The sequence below is a fragment of the Rhodococcus wratislaviensis genome, from assembly GCF_041228765.1.
GTDB lineage: Bacteria > Actinomycetota > Actinomycetes > Mycobacteriales > Mycobacteriaceae > Rhodococcus_F > Rhodococcus_F wratislaviensis.
Genome location: NZ_CP150488.1, coordinates 3,393,374 through 3,410,000, shown reverse-complemented (window position 1 = coordinate 3,410,000; position 16,627 = coordinate 3,393,374). Strand labels below are relative to the sequence as shown.

The window sequence follows — 16,627 nt, the reverse complement described above, 5'->3', positions numbered from 1 at the left end:
AGAACGACCTGTTCGACGCCGGCGCCGACCTGTCCACCCCGGTGGAGGCCGAACCGAAGTACCCGCCGCTGCGCATCTCCGACGAGTACATCGACCGTCTCGAGCGCTGGTGCGACGAACTGAACGAACGCCTGGCGCCGCTGAATTCCTTCATTCTCCCCGGCGGCACGGCACTCGGTGCTCTACTGCACGTGGCGCGGACCGTGACCCGGCGTGCCGAGCGCTCCGCGTGGGCGGCGGTCGACGCGAACCCGGAGACGACCAACGTCCTTCCGGCGAAATACCTCAACCGGCTGTCGGACCTGCTGTTCATCGTCAGTCGGCTCGCGAACCCTGAGGGCGACGTGCTCTGGAAGCCGGGAGCCGGGAAGTCCTGATCAGAGTCGGCGACCGCGAACCGATCGGCCGGACGGCCGCGATTCGACCCAGGAGAGGAACGCGGTCAACGCTCCCCCGTCCAATGCGATCTCGTACGAGCTACCACGGTCCTTGACCGACAGGATGACGATTTCCTCGGACATGATGTCGAATTCGGAGCCCTCCGGGCTGCGACGACCTGCGACTTCGATGCCCTGGCGTTCGATGCGCGAATCAGGGCCGGGACGCAAACTCGACAATTTGAAGAAGACGAGAGAACCCTCGCCGTAGCGGATGACGCCGTGACGCCACCCGGTGTCCCCCGGGGCAGGCGTCACCCGGAGGATCGCCGCGGTGCCACCGCGGCGCAGTACTGCAAGCCGATACAGAAAAACCGCGACGAAGGCCGCGAGCAGCACAACCAGAATGATCAACACAGTCATTCCGATTGTCACTGTTCGTCGGCTCCGTCGCGGTCTTTCTCGTGCAGCCTAAGCGCGCTCTACAGCGCGGATCCGACCCTTGGCGACAGCAATCGCCTCGAGATCGTCTCCACTCTCCGAGAGCACGGCCTTGGCCGCTTCCACATCGATGTCCTCGGCCAAGTCGGCTGACTCGGCGAGGATCGTGACTGTCTTCGCGGTCACGGACAGGAATCCGCCGTGCACAGCAGCGACGATACGCTCACCGTCGGCCGTCGTGATCGCAACCACTCCGGCCTCGACCAGCTGTCCGAGAACCGGCTCATGCCCAGGCATGACACCGATCTCGCCCTCGGTCGTCTGTGCGCTGACGAGAGTCGCCGAACCAGACCACAACCGTCGCTCCACGGCGACGAGTTCCACGGTCATCTCAGCCATCGTCGACTACTTCCCGGCGATCTTCTTGGCTGCAGCCTCGACGTCGTCGAGTCCACCACAGCTGTTGAACGCCTGCTCGGGCAGGTGATCGAACTCGCCCTTGCAGATGCGGTCGAACGCCTCGATGGTGTCGCGGAGCGGCACCACGGAGCCGGGCTCACCGGTGAACTTCTCGGCGACGATGAAGTTCTGGCCGAGGAACTTCTGCAGACGGCGGGCACGGCCGACGAGCACCTTGTCCTCTTCCTGCAGCTCGTCCATACCGAGGATGGCGATGATGTCCTGCAGTTCCTTGTACTTCTGCAGGATGCGCTTGACCTCGTTGGCAACCCGGAAGTGCTCGGCACCGACGATGCCGGGCTCCAGGATGCGGGAGGTGGAGGTCAGCGGGTCCACAGCGGGGTAGATACCCATCTGCGAGATCGGACGCGACAGCTCGGTGGTGGCATCGAGGTGCGCGAACGTCGTTGCCGGCGCCGGGTCGGTGTAGTCGTCGGCGGGGACGTAGATCGCCTGCAGCGACGTGATGGAGCGGCCTCGCGTCGAGGTGATGCGCTCCTGCAGCTCGCCCATCTCGTCAGCCAGGGTCGGCTGGTAACCCACGGCCGAAGGCATACGACCGAGCAGGGTCGACACCTCGGAACCGGCCTGGGTGAAACGGAAGATGTTGTCGATGAACAGCAGCACGTCCTGGCCCTGGACATCGCGGAAGTACTCCGCCATGGTCAGCGCGGACAGGGCGACGCGCATACGCGTTCCGGGCGGCTCGTCCATCTGGCCGAAGACAAGGGCCGTGTCCTGGAGGACGCCCATCTCTTCCATCTCGAGGTGAAGGTCGGTGCCCTCACGGGTGCGCTCACCGACGCCTGCGAACACCGAGGTTCCGGAGAACTCGCGGGCGATACGGGTGATCATTTCCTGGATCAGAACGGTCTTGCCGACACCGGCACCACCGAACAGACCGATCTTTCCACCCTTGACGTACGGGGTGAGGAGGTCGATGACCTTGATACCGGTCTCGAGGATCTCCGTCTTGCCCTCGAGCTGGTCGAAGGCTGGTGGCTTGCGGTGGATGCCCCACTGCTCGCCGTCGCGACCCGTGCCGGGAGCGTCGAGGCAGTCGCCCAGTGCGTTGAACACGTGGCCCTTGACGACGTCACCGACGGGAACCGAGATCGGCTTGCCCGTGTCGGACACCGAGGTGCCGCGGATCAGGCCGTCGGTGGGCTGCATCGAGACGGTGCGCACCAGGTTGTCGCCGAGGTGCTGTGCGACCTCGAGGGTCAGCGTCTTGGCGACCGAGGGGAGCGTGATCTCGGCGTGCAGGGCGTTGAACAGTTCAGGAATAGCGCCACGCGGGAATTCAACGTCCACGACGGGACCGATGACCCGCACGACGCGGCCGGCGACGGACGAACCCGAGCCTGCCCCGTTGTTTTCGGTTACTGCTGCGGTCATTGCTTAGTCACTTCCTGCGCTCGAGGCAAGCGCATTCGCGCCGCCGACGATCTCGCTGATTTCCTGGGTGATCTGGGCCTGGCGAGCCTGGTTTGCCTGACGGCTCAACGTGTTCACCAGTTCGTTTGCGTTGTCCGTCGCGGCCTTCATCGCCGTACGACGGGCAGCCGACTCCGACGCCGCAGCATCCAGCAGCGAGGAGTAGATGCGGGTGCTGATGTACTTCGGCAGCAGGGCACCGAGCAACTTGTCGGGTTCCGGCTCGAAGTTGTATCCGGCGACCGGTTCCGAGTCGCTGGACCCGTGACCGTTCGACAGCATGTCCTCGCCGAGTTCGACGTGCTCCTCGGAGACCATCACCTCGAGGGGAGCCATGCGGCGAACCTCGGGAGACTGGGTCAGCATCGACACGAAGCGGGTGTAGACGATATGCAGCTCGTCGACGCCTTCGATGGTGCCCTCGCCGTTCGGCGCAGGGACCTCCGAGCCGGATCCGGCCATGAACAGGTCGACCAGGTGCCGGCTCGCCTTGGCAGCGTCGGAGTAGCCCGGATCCTGGGAGAACCCGGTCCACGCACCTCCCAAGTCGCGGCCACGGAACGTGTAGTACCCCAGGCCCTTGGATCCGAGCACGTAGATGACCGGATCCTTGCCCTCGCTGCGCAGCAGCTGGAACAGCTCCTCGGCCTCCTTGAGGACGTTGGAGTTGTATCCGCCGCACATACCGCGGTCGCTGGTGACGACCAGGACGGCGGCACGCTTGGGATCGGTGCGCTCGTTGAGCAACGGGTGATCCAGCGAAGCCGACGCGCTCGCCAGCTCCGACAGAACCTTCGTGATCTCCTCGGCGTACGGCTTTGCCGCGGCGACGCGCGACTGCGCCTTCGTGATGCGCGAGGTCGCGATCAGTTCCTGGGCCTTGGTGATCTTCTTGGTCGAGTTGACCGACTTGATGCGAGACCTCAGTTCGAGAATGCTTGCCATCGATCGATCACTCTCCCTTCATGTTTCGCAGCATCATGGGCAGGCCGCTCACTTGCTGACGGTGGTGCGCTTGACGTTGATCTGCTCGTGGCCGACCTCGCCGGCGTCCAGAGCTTCAGCCTCGGCCTCGTTCACGACCCGGCTTCCGTCGGACGCGATGAAGGTTTCCTTGAACTTGTCGGTGGCCTCGACCAGTGCCTTGGCGTTGTCGGCGTCGAGGGCCTTGCCACCCTTGATGCTCTCGTACACGCCGGAGGCGGTGCGGTGCAGCTCGTCGAGCAGCTCGGCCTCGAAGCGGCGGACGTCACCGACGGGCACGCTGTCGAAGACACCTTCGCCGGCGAGGTAGATCGACACGATCTGGTCCTCGACGGGGATCGGGCTGTACTGATCCTGCTTGAGCAGCTCCACCAGGCGGGCACCACGCTCGAGCTGTGCCTTCGAGGCGGCGTCCAGGTCGGAGGCGAAGGCGGAGAACGCCTCGAGCTCACGGAACTGGGCCAGCTCCAGACGCAGCGAACCGGAGACCTTCTTCATGCCCTTGGTCTGCGCGGCGCCACCGACTCGGGACACCGAGATGCCGACGTTGATGGCGGGGCGGACACCCTTGTTGAACAGGTCCGACTCGAGGAACACCTGACCGTCGGTGATGGAGATGACGTTGGTCGGGATGTAGGCCGAGACGTCGTTGGCCTTGGTCTCGATGATCGGCAGCGCGGTCAGCGAGCCTCCACCCAGGGCGTCGGACAGCTTGGCCGAACGCTCCAGCAGGCGGGAGTGCAGGTAGAAGACGTCACCGGGGTATGCCTCACGTCCCGGCGGGCGGCGCAGCAGCAGCGAGATGGCGCGGTACGCCTCGGCCTGCTTGGTCAGGTCGTCGAACACGACCAGGACGTGCTTGCCCTGGTACATCCAGTGCTGGCCGATGGCGGAGCCGGTGTAGGGCGCGAGCCACTTGAAACCGGCGGAGTCGGAGGCCGGGGCGGCGACGATGGTGGTGTACTCCATCGCGCCCTGCTCCTCGAGGGCAGCCTTGACGCCCGCGATGGTGGAGCCCTTCTGGCCGATCGCGACGTAGATGCAGCGAACCTGCTGCTTCTCGTCGCCGGTCTCCCAATTGGCCTTCTGGTTCAGGATCGCGTCGATGCAGACGGCGGTCTTGCCCGTCTTACGGTCGCCGATGACGAGCTGACGCTGTCCGCGACCGATCGGGGTCATCGCGTCGATGGCCTTGATACCGGTCTGCAGCGGCTCCTCGACGGGCTGACGCTCGAGCACCGAGGCAGCCTGCAGTTCGAGGGCGCGGGTCTCGTTGCTCTCGATCTCGCCCAGGCCGTCGATCGGCTGGCCGAGCGGGTTGATGACGCGGCCGAGGAAGGCGTCGCCGACGGGTACCGACAGCACGTCGCCGGTCCGCTTGACTTCCTGGCCTTCCTGGATGTTCTCGTAATCGCCCAGGATGACGGCACCGATCTCGGTGGCATCCAGGTTGAGCGCGACACCCAGAATTCCGCCGGGGAACTCCAGCAGTTCGTTGGCCATCGCCGAAGGCAGGCCACTGACGTGCGCGATGCCGTCGCTGGTGTCGGTCACAAGGCCGACCTCTTCGCGGGAGGCCTCCGGGGAGTAGCTCGCGGTGTAGTTCTCGATCGCACTACGGATCTCGTCGGAGGAGATCGTCAGCTCCGCCATGTTTTTCCTGCTCTCGGTGTCTGGTCTTCGAAAAGATCTGGGGTATGGGGTTCGGTTGCGGACTACTTGAGGGACTTCCGCAACGCTGCGAGACGTCCCGCGCCGCTGCCGTCGATCACCTCGTCGCCCACCCGGACGACCAAGCCGCTGAGGAGTTCAGGATCGACCTCCACGTGAACCGTCACCGGCTTCCCGTAGGTACGGGTGAGGGTGGCGGTCAGCCGATCCGACTGCTCACTGGACAGCGGAGCAGCGCTGCGCACCTTGGCGACAACTGCTTCCCGCTGTGCTGCTGCCAGATTCGACAGTTCGTCGAAGGCGTCCGCGGGTGCGGAGTTCTTCAACCGGCCCACTGCCTGGTTCGCCAGCGCCTCGGCGACAGCGGTGACCTTGCCGTACAGCAGCTTGGAGAGCAGTTCGCGCTTCCTCTTCGCCGGTACGGAACGGTCGGACAGTGCCTGCTCGAGCTTCGGGTCACCGGCAACGATGCGGCCGAGGCGGAAGAGCTCGTCCTCGACGTCGTCGAGCTGTCCCTGATCGGCCGCTGCCTTCAGCAGCGATTCCCGACCGACGAGCACCAGCGAGTTGAGCAGGTCGGAGGTGACGGACCAGTCCTGGCCCACCGCCGCCTTCAGGACGGCGAGGGTCTCGGCCGAGACCTTGCCACCGAATACCTGCTCGGCCAGACCTTCGCGAACGCTCCCGGGCGTCGAGGTGTCCGACAGGGCACTCCGGAGAGTGCGCTGCTCGTCCAGGATCTCGACGACCGAGAACAGCTCGGCCCCGATCTGGGCCGCGGCCGCTGTGGCTGCTCCGGCAGAGACGGATCCCAAGGCCGAAGACAACGCAGCACGGGTCTGCGTCAAGGCCTCACGGCTCGCTGCGTACATGGTGCTCACTTCCCTGCTGCGGAATTTGCGCCGATGGAGTCGAGCTCGTTCAGGAATCGATCGACCGTGCCGGCCCGCTTGACGTCGTCGGCGAGGGACTCACCGATGACCTTCTCAGCGAGGTCGACCGCGGTGCGGCCGAGGTCGGCGCGCAGTTCGGCAACGATCTGCTGACGCTGGGCAACCAACTGGTTGTGACCGGCGGCCACGATGCGGTCGCTTTCTTCCTGAGCCTGTGCCTTCATTTCGGCGATGATCTGCTGCCCCTGGGTGCGCGCGTCCTCACGGATCTGCGCAGCCTCGGTGCGAGCTTCGGCGAGCTGAGCGCGGTACTGCTCGAGCGCCGCCTTCGCTTCGGCCTGGGCCTCTTCGGCCCGCTTGATGCCGCCGTCGATCTGCTCGGTTCGCTCGGCAAGGACCTTCTGGAACATCGGAAGGACGTACTTCCAGAAGACGAAACCAACGATGACCAGGCAGACGATCGACCAAACGATGTCATACGTCTCGGGCAGGAGAGGGTTGTGACTCTCTTCCTGCGCGAGGACTGCGATGTTGGCTGCCATGACGGTCTTAGAAAATGAAGCCGGCGACGAGGCCGATCAGCGCGAGGGCTTCGGTGAAGGCGATACCGAGGAACATCGTGGTACGAACCTGTCCGGCCATCTCGGGCTGGCGAACCATTCCCTCGATCGCCTTACCGACGACGATGCCCACGCCGATGCCGGGGCCGATCGCGGCGAGGCCGTAGCCGATGGCTCCGAAACCCGTCGAGTTGGTTTCCTGGACAGCTTCCTGAGCGAGGTAGGCGAGGCTCATGGTGTTCCGTTCCCTTTCTGTTGACCTCCGCCGGATTCGGCGGGAGGCTCAGTTCTTGGTGTAGCTGGTCGTGAAACTTGTGGTGCTAGTGCGAATCCGCGTGCAGCGCCAGATCGATGTACACCGACGTGAGCAGCGCGAAGACGTAGGCCTGCAGGAAGATCACCAGCAGTTCGAAGAAGGTGAATGCAATGCCGGCGGCAAGCGAGGCCACACCGAACACGGCCTGGAAGCCACCGGAGATGAAGAAGAAGTACTGGGTGGCGCTGAAGAACAGCACCAGCAGGATGTGGCCGGCCAGCATGTTGGCCATGAGACGAACCATGAGCGTGAACGGCCGGAGGACGAACGTCGAGATGAACTCGATCGGCACGAGCAGGAAGTGCAGCGGAAGCGGAACCCCGGGGACCACGATGCTGCTCTTCACGTACTTGAAGAAGCCGTACTTCTTGATGCCGACGTAGTTGAACACGATGTACGCAAGGGCGGCGAGCACGAGGGGCATGCCGATACGCGCGTTCGGCGAGATGTTGATGAAGGGGATGATGCTGCCGAGGTTGCTGGCGAGCACCAGGAAGAAGATGGTGGTGATGACCGGCAGGAAGCGCTTGCCCTGCTCCTTGCCGAGAATCTCTTCCGCGATGTTGATCCGGACGAAGTCGAGCGCGATCTCACCGATGTTCTGGACACCGCGCGGAATGATCTTCGGGCTGCGCAGCGCGATGACGAAGAAGAGCATCATCAGTCCGGACAGCAGGATGCGAACCAGCATCAGGCGGTCGAGTTCGAACGGAGTCCCTTCGAACAGGACCGCGGGCGGGAAGAAGTCGTTCAGGGAAGGCGCGTGGAATTCTCCAGCGGCCACGTTGATGACGCTCAGCGTTCTCTCCCGTAGTCGGTCCGCAGCCTTCGTTGACTGCGGTTCGATCGGACATTGACGATCAAACAAGTCGACAAGCTCGACTCGCGTATTCGTCAGCTGCTGCGGACTGTTCGAGTCCAGCGTCTGTCGGTGTCGGCGACTCTCGTCGACTCGGCGGCCCTGAAAGTGCGGCCACCTACAAGCATGCAATACCGGCGAGTAACTTACTCGCACTCTCATTGCTCTCGCTTGACCCAGACCTTAGCAAGTCATCTACGACATCGTGTAGACGGGGTCCGGGTCGATTCAATTTTACTACATCTCGTAGTACTACTTATCGTCCGATTCCGGCGATCCGGCGTCGTCCGTGGGCGCAGGTTCGACGTACGGCGCCTTGGTTCCCAGGACTCCGAACGTTTCCGCTCCCAGCACGATCACCAGCGACAGCACCATGACCAGCACCAATGCCGTCTTGTCGTAGAAGTCGAGCGGTTTGAGGATCGCCAGGACCGTGATCGCGAGAATCATCTTCAACAACCACGTACCGAGCAGTACCGCTCCCGCCGTCAAGGCCGGAAGTTTCGCGGTGAACAGCACACCCAGTGCGGTGCACAGGATGAACCCTCCCCCGACTGCCGCACCGAGAAGTGCGCCGTACAGACCGGGCTTGCCCGCGACGAGAAATGCGATGATCGAGCCGACCACTGCCAGCACGATCAGACCGAGAACTCCGTAGCGGACGGCAGCCCGCAACGACGCGGTGTGATCAGGGGCGGAGGCGGGGGTGAACGTCACGGTCGCCAAGGGTAGTGGATCTTCGCCGGTCCGCGGCAACCCTCCGGTCAGCCGCGACGATCGTGCTGCTGTCCGCGAATCGACGGGACGGCCGTGACGACCAGTGCGAAGACAAGGCCTCCCGCGACCAGGAGGACGACGACGCGACGGTCGAACAGGGCAGATCCGACCGCACCGAACGCGAGGACACCGACCCACAAGTAGATGAGCAGCACGACGCGACGGTGCGAGTGCCCGATCTGCAGGAGCCGGTGGTGGAGGTGCATCTTGTCGGGACTGAACGGGCTCACCCCCGCACGGGTACGCCGGACCACGGCGAGCAGCAGGTCGAGGATCGGGATGAACATGACGGCACCGACGAGGAGCAGCGGAGAGAGAAGACCGAGCAGGTCGCGGGTGCCGTAGGCGGTCAGCGGGATGCGACCGGACGCGCTGGTGGAGATGGCCGCGAGCATCAGCCCGATCAGCATGGAGCCGGAGTCGCCCATGAAGATCTTGGCGGGCTGGAAGTTGTGCGGAAGGAATCCGAGACACGCACCTGCCAGCGCCGCGGCGATCAGCGCGGGCGGATACGCGCTGACGTCGCCGCCCTGATCGTGCAGTAGTCCCACGGAGAACACGCAGATCGCGAGGGAGGAGATCAGGCCGAGGCCCGCCGCGAGGCCGTCGAGGCCGTCGACGAAGTTCATGGCGTTCACCATCACGACCGCGACACCCACGGTGACGAGACCGGCCTGGAGCTGGTCGAGGATGACGGTGCTGCCGTCCCCGAACGGCATATAGATGATGAACCAGCTCACCCCCATCACGACGAGGATGCCCGCCGCGGTGACCTGGCCGACGAACTTGGTGAGCGCGTCCAGGCCCCACCGGTCGTCGACGACCCCCACCAGCACGATCACGAACCCCGAGACCAGGGCCGCGGGAATGTCGGAAGTGAACTCGAATCCCCGGGTGAGCGCGGGTAGCTGCTGCGCGAACAACAACGCGACGAGCATGCCGAGATACATGCCGACCCCGCCGAGACGCGGCGTCGGGGTGACGTGGACGTCGCGATCCCGCGGCACGGCCACGGCCCCGAACCGGAGTGCGAACAGCCGCACGGCCCCGGTCGCCAGGTAGGTGACCACCGCAGCGGTGAAGAGGACGAGCAGGAGTTCACGCAGCGGGACACCCGCGCCCCCACCTGCTTGGGCCAGCGCCACGCCGGCCGATTCGGCAGCACTCACTGGGCGGACAGACTCTCCGCCGTCACTCCGAGCACGTCGGCGACATCGCCGGTGGGCACGGCGCCCTCACGCAGGATCCGGGGGGTCGCGCCGGTGAGGTCGACGATCGTCGATGCCTGCCCCTGTTCGGCCCGACCACCGTCGAGGTACACGCTCGCCGATCCGCCGAGCTGCTCGCGCGCTTCCTCGACCGTCGTCGCGGGCGGCCGTCCGGAGACGTTCGCGCTCGACACCGCCAGCGGTCCGACTTCGCGCAACAGTTCGAGGGCGACGGGGTGCAGCGGCATGCGCAGCATGACCGTGCCCCGGGTGTCGCCGAGGTCCCACGCCAGCGAAGGTGCTTGTTCCACAACGAGACTCAGCCCGCCTGGCCAGAACGCCCGGATGAGGTCGCGCGTTTGCGGGCGCACGCTGTACACCAGGCCGTCGATCGTGTTCCACGAGCCGACGAGCACGGGAACCGGCATGTCGCGTCCGCGACCCTTGGCCCGCAGGAGGGCGGCGACAGCCTCGCTGTCGAATGCGTCCGCGCCGATCCCGTACAGCGTGTCCGTGGGGAGCACGACGAGCCGCCCGGCCTTCAGCGCATTCTTGGCCGCACTCAGTCCGGCGGAGCGTGAATCGGGAAGGCCACAGTCGTAAACGGTACTCACCCGCCCATTCTTTCACCCTCGGCGACGGCCCCTGCACGCTGCGCCTCGATATCGGTGGCGACGCGCCGGGCGACCACGAAGCGCGGCTTGCCTGCGAGGTCCGGGTGCTCCGCGACCTCGCCGAACACCCGGCGGGACGCGAACAGTGCCGCCACGTCGGACCCGTTGCTGTCGTCGTGCTCGATGCCGACCGCTCCCCCGATCCGCAACCAGCGGGCGACGTTCGAGATCATCGGCTTGATGACGGACAGACCGTCCGGGCCGGCGAACAGCGCGCTGTGCGGGTCGTGGTCGGCCACCTCGGGTTCGAGCTCGACGCCCTCCGGGATGTACGGCGGGTTCGCCACGATCAGGTCGACGCCGCCTTCCAGCCCGGCCAGCAACGTCCGGTCGGTCACATCGCCCTGATACAGCCGGATCGGTGCGTCACCTGCCTGTTCGCGGGCGTCGGCGTTGCGCCGGGCCCATGCGAGCGCGTGCGGTTCGAGTTCGACGGCGTGCACGACGGCGTCGGGCCGGGCGTTGGCGATCGCGAGCGCGAGCGCGCCCGACCCGGTGCACAGGTCGAGCACCACCGGCGGATGCTGATCGCAGCTTCCGAGGAACGCGAGCGCCCACCCGAGCAGCAGTTCCGTCTCGGGACGCGGCACGAAGACCCCGGGGCCGACCTCGATGTCGATGTCCCCCATCGCGGCGGTACCGAGGATGTACTGCAACGGAATCCGCTTGGCGCGCTGGTCGACCATCTTCTTGTAGGCGTCGATCACCGACTCGTCGACCAGCGGGACGAGGCCGAGCCGGGTCCGTTCCACCCCCAGCAGGTGGGCCGCGAGCAGTTCGGCATCCGCACGGGAGCTACGCACCCCGGCCTCGTCGAGTTGCGCGGTTGCGTCGATCAGGGCCAGGCGAAGAGGAAGGCGACTCACAGGTACAGACTGCCACGCGGCCCGCCGTCCGGTGGCGCGGTCCCGCTTCGCGGTTACTCCGCGGCGAGCCTCGCCTCACGGTCCGACTTGCCCAGGGCGTCGAGGAGGGCGTCGAGTTCGCCGTCCAGGACCGCATCCAGGTTGTGGGACTTGAAGCCGATCCGGTGATCGGTGATGCGATTCTCCGGGAAGTTGTAGGTGCGGATGCGCTCGGAACGGTCGACGGTGCGCACCTGACTCTGCCTGCCTGCCGACGCCTCCGCATCCGCGGCTTCCTCGGCCGCCGCCTGCAGCCGCGCGGCGAGCACCTGCATGGCGCGGGCCTTGTTCTGCAGCTGAGAGCGCTCGTTCTGGCAGGTCACGACGATTCCGGTGGGCAGGTGCGTGATACGGACCGCGGAGTCGGTGGTGTTGACGCCCTGACCACCCTTGCCCGAGGAGCGGTAGACGTCGATGCGCAGATCGGTTTCATCGATCTGCACCTCCTCGACCTCTTCCGGTTCCGGGTAGATGAGGACACCGGCGGCGGACGTGTGGACGCGTCCCTGCGATTCCGTGACGGGTACGCGCTGCACGCGGTGGACACCGCCCTCGAACTTCAGTCGCGCCCAGACCCCGTCACGCACATCGCCCTTCGACTTGATCGACAGCGTCGCGTCCTTGTATCCACCGAGATCGGACACGGTCGCGTCGAGGATCTCGACACGCCAGCCGTGACGCTCGGCGTACCGGACGTACATTCGCGCCAGGTCGGAGGCGAACAGCGCGGATTCCTCGCCGCCCTCCCCCGACTTGACCTCGAGCACCACGTCGTCACCGTCGTGCGGGTCGCGGGGGGCCAGGAGGTCGGTGAGGGTCTTGTCGAGTTCGAGGACCTGCGCCTCGAGGTCGGGCACCTCGGCGGCGAAGCTGGAGTCGTCGGCGGCGAGCTCACGCGCGGCATCCAGATCGTCCTGCGCCGACTTGAGCTTGGTGTACGTCGCCATGATCGGCGCGAGCTCGGCGAATCGCTTGCCCGCCTTGCGGGCCGCGGAAGCGTCGTTGTGCAGGGCCGGGTCCGCCAACTGCTGCTCCAGGCCGGCATGTTCGGCCAGGATGTCGTCGATGGCCGAAGGCTGGGTGGTCCCTGCCATGATTCGCTCCGCTCTGCGTTCTTTCGGGAATAGGCACAAAAAAGCCGACGCCCGGCCTGCAATTATCGCAGGACGGGCGTCGGCGGAACAGCTAGGACTCTGCAGATTCCTTGGCTGCGCCCTTGCCGGCGCGCTTGCCGTAGCGAGCCTCGAAGCGGGCGACACGTCCACCGGTGTCGAGGATCTTCTGCTTGCCGGTGTAGAACGGGTGGCACTGCGAGCAGACCTCGACGTTGATACGTCCGGTCTCCTTGGTGCTGTGGGTCTCGAAGGTGTTTCCGCAACCACAGACCACGGTGGTGGCCACGTAATTGGGGTGAATGCCTGACTTCATGGTGTCCCTTTCAATGGTCGCCGGGTCGCCTTCGCCGTTCGAAGACGTGAACCGGAACCGGACTCAGCCGCTCAGTATGCCAGATCGCAGGTTCGCGATCCCAATCGGCATTTGTGCTTGCGGTGTGGTCAACGCGGGTGGTCCGCGTTTTGTTCCACGGGGGTTCCCGAGGGAAAAACAGCGGGGCCCGGCGACCGAAAAGTCGCCGGGCCCCGCTTCGGGTCGATGATCAGTCGTCGATCGCGCCCGGAGCAGTCTTCGACACCTGCATGAGGAATTCGATGTTGCTCTTGCTCTTCTTGAGGCGGTCGATCAGGAGATCGATGGCCTGGTGCGAGTCGAGACCCGAGAGCACGCGCCGGAGCTTGTGCAGCACCGCGGCCTCGTCCGGGCTGAGCAGCAGCTCGTCCTTACGTGTACCCGAGGGGTTCACGTCCACGGCCGGGAACACACGACGTTCCGCGATCTTGCGGTCGAGCTTCAGCTCGGCGTTACCGGTGCCCTTGAACTCCTCGAAGATCACGGTGTCGCCGGTGGAACCGGTCTCGACCATGGCCGTCGCGATGATCGTGAGCGAACCGCCGTTCTCGATGTTGCGCGCAGCACCGAGGAAACGCTTCGGCGGGTAGAGCGCGGTCGAGTCGACACCACCGGAGAGGATGCGTCCCGAGGCAGGCGACGAGTTGTTGTACGCACGGCCGAGGCGGGTGATCGAGTCGAGGAGGACGACGACGTCCTTGCCCGCCTCCACCAGACGCTTCGCACGCTCGATGGCCAGCTCGGCGACCGAGGTGTGGTCTCCCGGCGGACGGTCGAAGGTCGAGGAGATGACCTCGCCCTTCACCGAACGCTGCATGTCGGTGACCTCTTCGGGACGCTCGTCGACCAGCACGACCATGAGGTAGCACTCGGGGTTGTTGGTCGCGATGGCGTTGGCGATGGCCTGCAGAACGCTGGTCTTACCGGCCTTCGGCGGGCTCACGATCAGCGCACGCTGTCCCTTGCCGATCGGCATCACCAGGTCGATGACACGGGTCGTCAGGATGTTGGGCGTCGTCTCCAGACGCAGCCGCTGATTCGGGTACAGCGGCGTGAGCTTGCCGAACTCGGGGCGCTTCTTGGCCGCTTCCACGTCGCCACCGTTGACGGTGTCGATGCGGACCAGCGGGTTGAATTTCTGGCGCTGGCTGCCCTGCTCGCCCTCACGTCCGACCCGGACGGCGCCGGTGATGGCGTCGCCGCGACGGAGACCGTTCTTGCGGATCAGGTTCATCGACACGTAGACGTCGTTCGGTCCGGCCAGGTAGCCGGAGGTCCGCACGAACGCGTAGTTGTCGAGGACGTCCAGGATGCCGGCGACCGGCTGCAGGACGTCGTCCTCGCGGATCTCGGTCTCGCGGGCGTCACCGCCGCCGCCTTCGCCGCGGTCGCGTCCACGACGACGTTCGCGGAAGCGGCGTCCGCGGCGTCCGCGACCGCCTTCCTCGTCGTCGCCCGGACGGTTGTCGTTGTTGCGCGGGCCGTTGTTGCCCTGGCTGCGGTCGCCCCGGTTGTCCCGATCGCCCCGGTCACCGCGGTCACCACGGGTGTCGCCGCGGTCACCACGGGTGTCGCCGCGGTCACCACGGGTGTCGCCACGGTCACCGCGGTCGCCGCCCCGCTCACGTCGGTTGCGGTCGCCGCCCTGTTCGCCGGAGCCGTCCTGCTTGGCCGGCTTCTCGGCGGAATCCTGACGATCGTCGGCCTGCTTGCGCTCGGCCTGCTGCGTGTCCGCGGCATTCGCCGAGACGGTGTCCTGAGCGTTGCCGCCCTGGTCACCCTGCTCGGGTGCGCCTGCCCGACGCGCGGATCCGCGGCGCTGACGCCCGCGACGGCCGCCTTCGGCGGTGTCGGTGTCGGCGGCTGCGCCGTCGCCCGTCGGGGGTTCGGCCGTCTTGGGCTCGGCGGCCTTCTCGGTGGTCTCCGCCTGGGGAGTCACTTCGAGTTCGGTCTGAGCGGACTGTTCGCGCTTTGCGCGCGTCGCCCGGGTCCGGGGAGCGGCTTCGGTCGCCGCAGCGGCCGGAGCGGAAGAGCCGCCCTGACGCTCCTTGATCGCGGCGATCAGGTCGCCCTTGCGCATCCCCGAGATGCCCTTGATGCCCAGCTCACCTGCGAGAGTGCGGAGCTCGGTGAGCACCATTCCGGACAGCCCGGCACCCCGGCGCGCCTCGGCGCGCTTGGTGGAGGCTGTCACGGCACCGGTGCCGGGTGCGGTCGATGACGCCTGTGAAGAGTCGCCTGCCTGCGCGCCAACGGTATCCACCGAGGAGGCGCGCACAGGAGCGGCGATGAGGTCCGTATCGGTCACGGAGGTCCTTTCCTTCCCTCACTCGCGCTGCGCAGAGTCGAGGGTTCGTCCCGTAATTCGGTTTCGAATACCGAATTCGGATGTGCCGTACGTAGTTGCATGTGAAGAACTGCCGGCTTGCCCGCCATCACATCACCTTTGAAACAGGCGCGTACTCGCAATCCCTACACGACAGATAGTGCGGAGGATCGTGCCAGGAGCCGTCAACCCCGATTGACCTGGAGTAATTGCCCTGGTGAAGCACCGGCGTCTGATGCGCACGATGTACGGACATTGCCCAGGATAGCTGTGAACGACCGTAGGGGCAAGGAGAAGCCCCTACGGCGTGTCAGCTGGTCCGGACGCCGTCCGCCACGTCCAGTTCGAGAACCTGCAACCCCTCGGCCTCGGCCTGCGTTCGAAGATCCACGGGGAAAGGCTCCGTGGTCAATGCGAGGACGGTCGGTCCGGCTCCGGAGACGGTGGCGGCGATACCCGCCTTGCGGAGGACGGCGATCCATCGCGTCGTGAGCGGAAGCGCCGGAGCGCGCTGCGTCTGATGCAGTCGGTCCTCGGTGGCCGCCATCAGGAGGTCGGGACGCTCTGTGAGCGCCACCACAGCGAGGGCTCCGCGACTGACGTTGAAGGCCGCGTCCCGGTGGGGAACCGTCTCGGGCAACAGACCCCGTGTGTGGGCGGTCGACGAGCGCTCCCCCGGCACCAGCGCGACGACGCGGATCGCGGGATGGACCTTCAACGCGACGGCCGAGTAGATGTCGGTGGCCGCGGGAGCTCCGTCGGTCTGCTCGCCCGCGCAACTCCACGACACCACGGCGCCGCCGAGCACGCTCGCCGACGCGTTGTCGGGGTGCCCTTCGAATTCGGACGACAGCTGGACGAGCTGATCGAGCGACAGCCCGAGTTCGGGGTCGAGCTTGATCGCCAGACCGTTGGCGGCCGCCAGTCCCCCGACGACGGCGGAGGCCGACGAACCCAGGCCCCGCGAATGGGGTATCGCGTTGCGGCACACCACATCCAGGCCGTCGGCCCACACACCCGCCGATTCCAGTCCACGTTCGATGGCCCGGACCACGAGATGGGACGGACCCCACGGCACGTCGTCGGCACCCTCGCCCTCGACCCGGATCTTCAGCCCCGAACCCGTGGTGGTCACGGTGATCTCGTCGTACAGTCCGAGCGCGATGCCCAGCGTGTCGAAGCCGGGACCGAGGTTGGCGCTCGACGCAGGCACGCGGGCGGTCACGGTGAGGCCCGTGGGGAGGGTCTGTGTCATGGCAGCGGTGTGGTCCTG

General features: G+C 66.1%; 18 protein-coding genes (1 of these 18 only partly in view). 1 reads left to right on the top strand and 17 read right to left on the bottom strand.

Annotated features, from left to right (window positions below):
• Window positions 1-377 carry the 3' portion of a cob(I)yrinic acid a,c-diamide adenosyltransferase gene (locus WKC72_RS15610; RefSeq protein WP_037238890.1) on the top strand. Its footprint begins 199 nt before the window's first position, so only the last 377 of its 576 coding nucleotides appear in the window; the start codon falls outside the window, past its left edge; the stop codon is at window positions 375-377.
• Here the strand turns inward: WKC72_RS15610 and WKC72_RS15605 are convergent, their stop codons facing one another.
• From WKC72_RS15605 to thrB, 17 genes are all read right to left on the bottom strand, one after another.
• Window positions 378-800 carry a DUF2550 domain-containing protein gene (locus WKC72_RS15605; protein WP_037238889.1) on the bottom strand — a complete coding sequence of 141 codons (423 nt, stop codon included), beginning with the start codon at window positions 798-800 and terminating at the stop codon, window positions 378-380. It lies immediately after the preceding gene.
• A 48-nt stretch (window positions 801-848) separates the two neighbouring features.
• Window positions 849-1,217 carry a F0F1 ATP synthase subunit epsilon gene (locus WKC72_RS15600; protein ID WP_037238887.1) on the bottom strand — a complete coding sequence of 123 codons (369 nt, stop codon included), beginning with the start codon at window positions 1,215-1,217 and terminating at the stop codon, window positions 849-851.
• Window positions 1,218-1,223: 6 nt separating this feature from the next.
• Window positions 1,224-2,675, bottom strand: a complete 1,452-nt coding sequence (gene atpD / locus WKC72_RS15595; RefSeq protein WP_005252960.1) for a F0F1 ATP synthase subunit beta — start codon at window positions 2,673-2,675, stop codon at window positions 1,224-1,226.
• A 3-nt stretch (window positions 2,676-2,678) separates the two neighbouring features.
• Window positions 2,679-3,659: a F0F1 ATP synthase subunit gamma gene (locus WKC72_RS15590; RefSeq protein ID WP_005252959.1), complete on the bottom strand. Its 981-nt coding sequence runs from the start codon at window positions 3,657-3,659 to the stop codon at window positions 2,679-2,681.
• Window positions 3,660-3,707: 48 nt separating this feature from the next.
• Window positions 3,708-5,351 carry a F0F1 ATP synthase subunit alpha gene (gene atpA, locus WKC72_RS15585; RefSeq protein ID WP_005252958.1) on the bottom strand — a complete coding sequence of 548 codons (1,644 nt, stop codon included), beginning with the start codon at window positions 5,349-5,351 and terminating at the stop codon, window positions 3,708-3,710.
• A 62-nt stretch (window positions 5,352-5,413) separates the two neighbouring features.
• Window positions 5,414-6,241, bottom strand: a complete 828-nt coding sequence (locus WKC72_RS15580) for a F0F1 ATP synthase subunit delta (RefSeq protein WP_174233739.1) — start codon at window positions 6,239-6,241, stop codon at window positions 5,414-5,416.
• 5 nt (window positions 6,242-6,246) lie between these two features.
• On the bottom strand, window positions 6,247-6,804 hold the full coding sequence (locus tag WKC72_RS15575) for a F0F1 ATP synthase subunit B (RefSeq protein WP_037238881.1): 558 nt from the start codon (window positions 6,802-6,804) through the stop codon (window positions 6,247-6,249).
• 7 nt (window positions 6,805-6,811) lie between these two features.
• Window positions 6,812-7,057 carry an ATP synthase F0 subunit C gene (locus WKC72_RS15570; protein ID WP_005252955.1) on the bottom strand — a complete coding sequence of 82 codons (246 nt, stop codon included), beginning with the start codon at window positions 7,055-7,057 and terminating at the stop codon, window positions 6,812-6,814.
• Between the two features lie 85 nt (window positions 7,058-7,142).
• A complete protein-coding gene (gene atpB / locus WKC72_RS15565) occupies window positions 7,143-7,922 on the bottom strand; it encodes a F0F1 ATP synthase subunit A (protein ID WP_052033539.1) in 780 nt (259 codons plus the stop codon).
• 327 nt (window positions 7,923-8,249) lie between these two features.
• The gene (locus WKC72_RS15560; protein ID WP_112298643.1) at window positions 8,250-8,723 is read right to left on the bottom strand and encodes a hypothetical protein; all 474 of its coding nucleotides are present in this window, start codon (window positions 8,721-8,723) and stop codon (window positions 8,250-8,252) included.
• A 38-nt stretch (window positions 8,724-8,761) separates the two neighbouring features.
• The gene (locus WKC72_RS15555) at window positions 8,762-9,943 is read right to left on the bottom strand and encodes a glycosyltransferase family 4 protein (protein ID WP_005252952.1); all 1,182 of its coding nucleotides are present in this window, start codon (window positions 9,941-9,943) and stop codon (window positions 8,762-8,764) included.
• A complete protein-coding gene (locus WKC72_RS15550; protein WP_370183242.1) occupies window positions 9,940-10,596 on the bottom strand; it encodes an L-threonylcarbamoyladenylate synthase in 657 nt (218 codons plus the stop codon). Before WKC72_RS15550 ends, WKC72_RS15555 begins: the two co-directional genes overlap by 4 nt.
• On the bottom strand, window positions 10,593-11,522 hold the full coding sequence (prmC, locus tag WKC72_RS15545; protein ID WP_005571059.1) for a peptide chain release factor N(5)-glutamine methyltransferase: 930 nt from the start codon (window positions 11,520-11,522) through the stop codon (window positions 10,593-10,595). The genes WKC72_RS15550 and prmC overlap by 4 nt, the downstream gene beginning before the upstream one ends.
• A gap of 53 nt (window positions 11,523-11,575) precedes the next feature.
• Window positions 11,576-12,655: a peptide chain release factor 1 gene (gene prfA / locus WKC72_RS15540; RefSeq protein WP_037238871.1), complete on the bottom strand. Its 1,080-nt coding sequence runs from the start codon at window positions 12,653-12,655 to the stop codon at window positions 11,576-11,578.
• A 91-nt stretch (window positions 12,656-12,746) separates the two neighbouring features.
• Window positions 12,747-12,989 (bottom strand): 50S ribosomal protein L31, encoded by a 243-nt coding sequence (gene rpmE, locus WKC72_RS15535; protein ID WP_005252948.1) that lies wholly within the window; start codon window positions 12,987-12,989, stop codon window positions 12,747-12,749.
• Between the two features lie 229 nt (window positions 12,990-13,218).
• Entirely contained in the window at window positions 13,219-15,336 is a 2,118-nt protein-coding gene (gene rho / locus WKC72_RS15530) for a transcription termination factor Rho (RefSeq protein WP_268789991.1), read from the bottom strand.
• 328 nt (window positions 15,337-15,664) lie between these two features.
• Complete coding sequence (gene thrB, locus WKC72_RS15525; RefSeq protein ID WP_037238901.1) at window positions 15,665-16,609, bottom strand: homoserine kinase; 945 nt, start codon at window positions 16,607-16,609, stop codon at window positions 15,665-15,667.
• Between the last annotated feature and the right edge of the window lie 18 nt (window positions 16,610-16,627).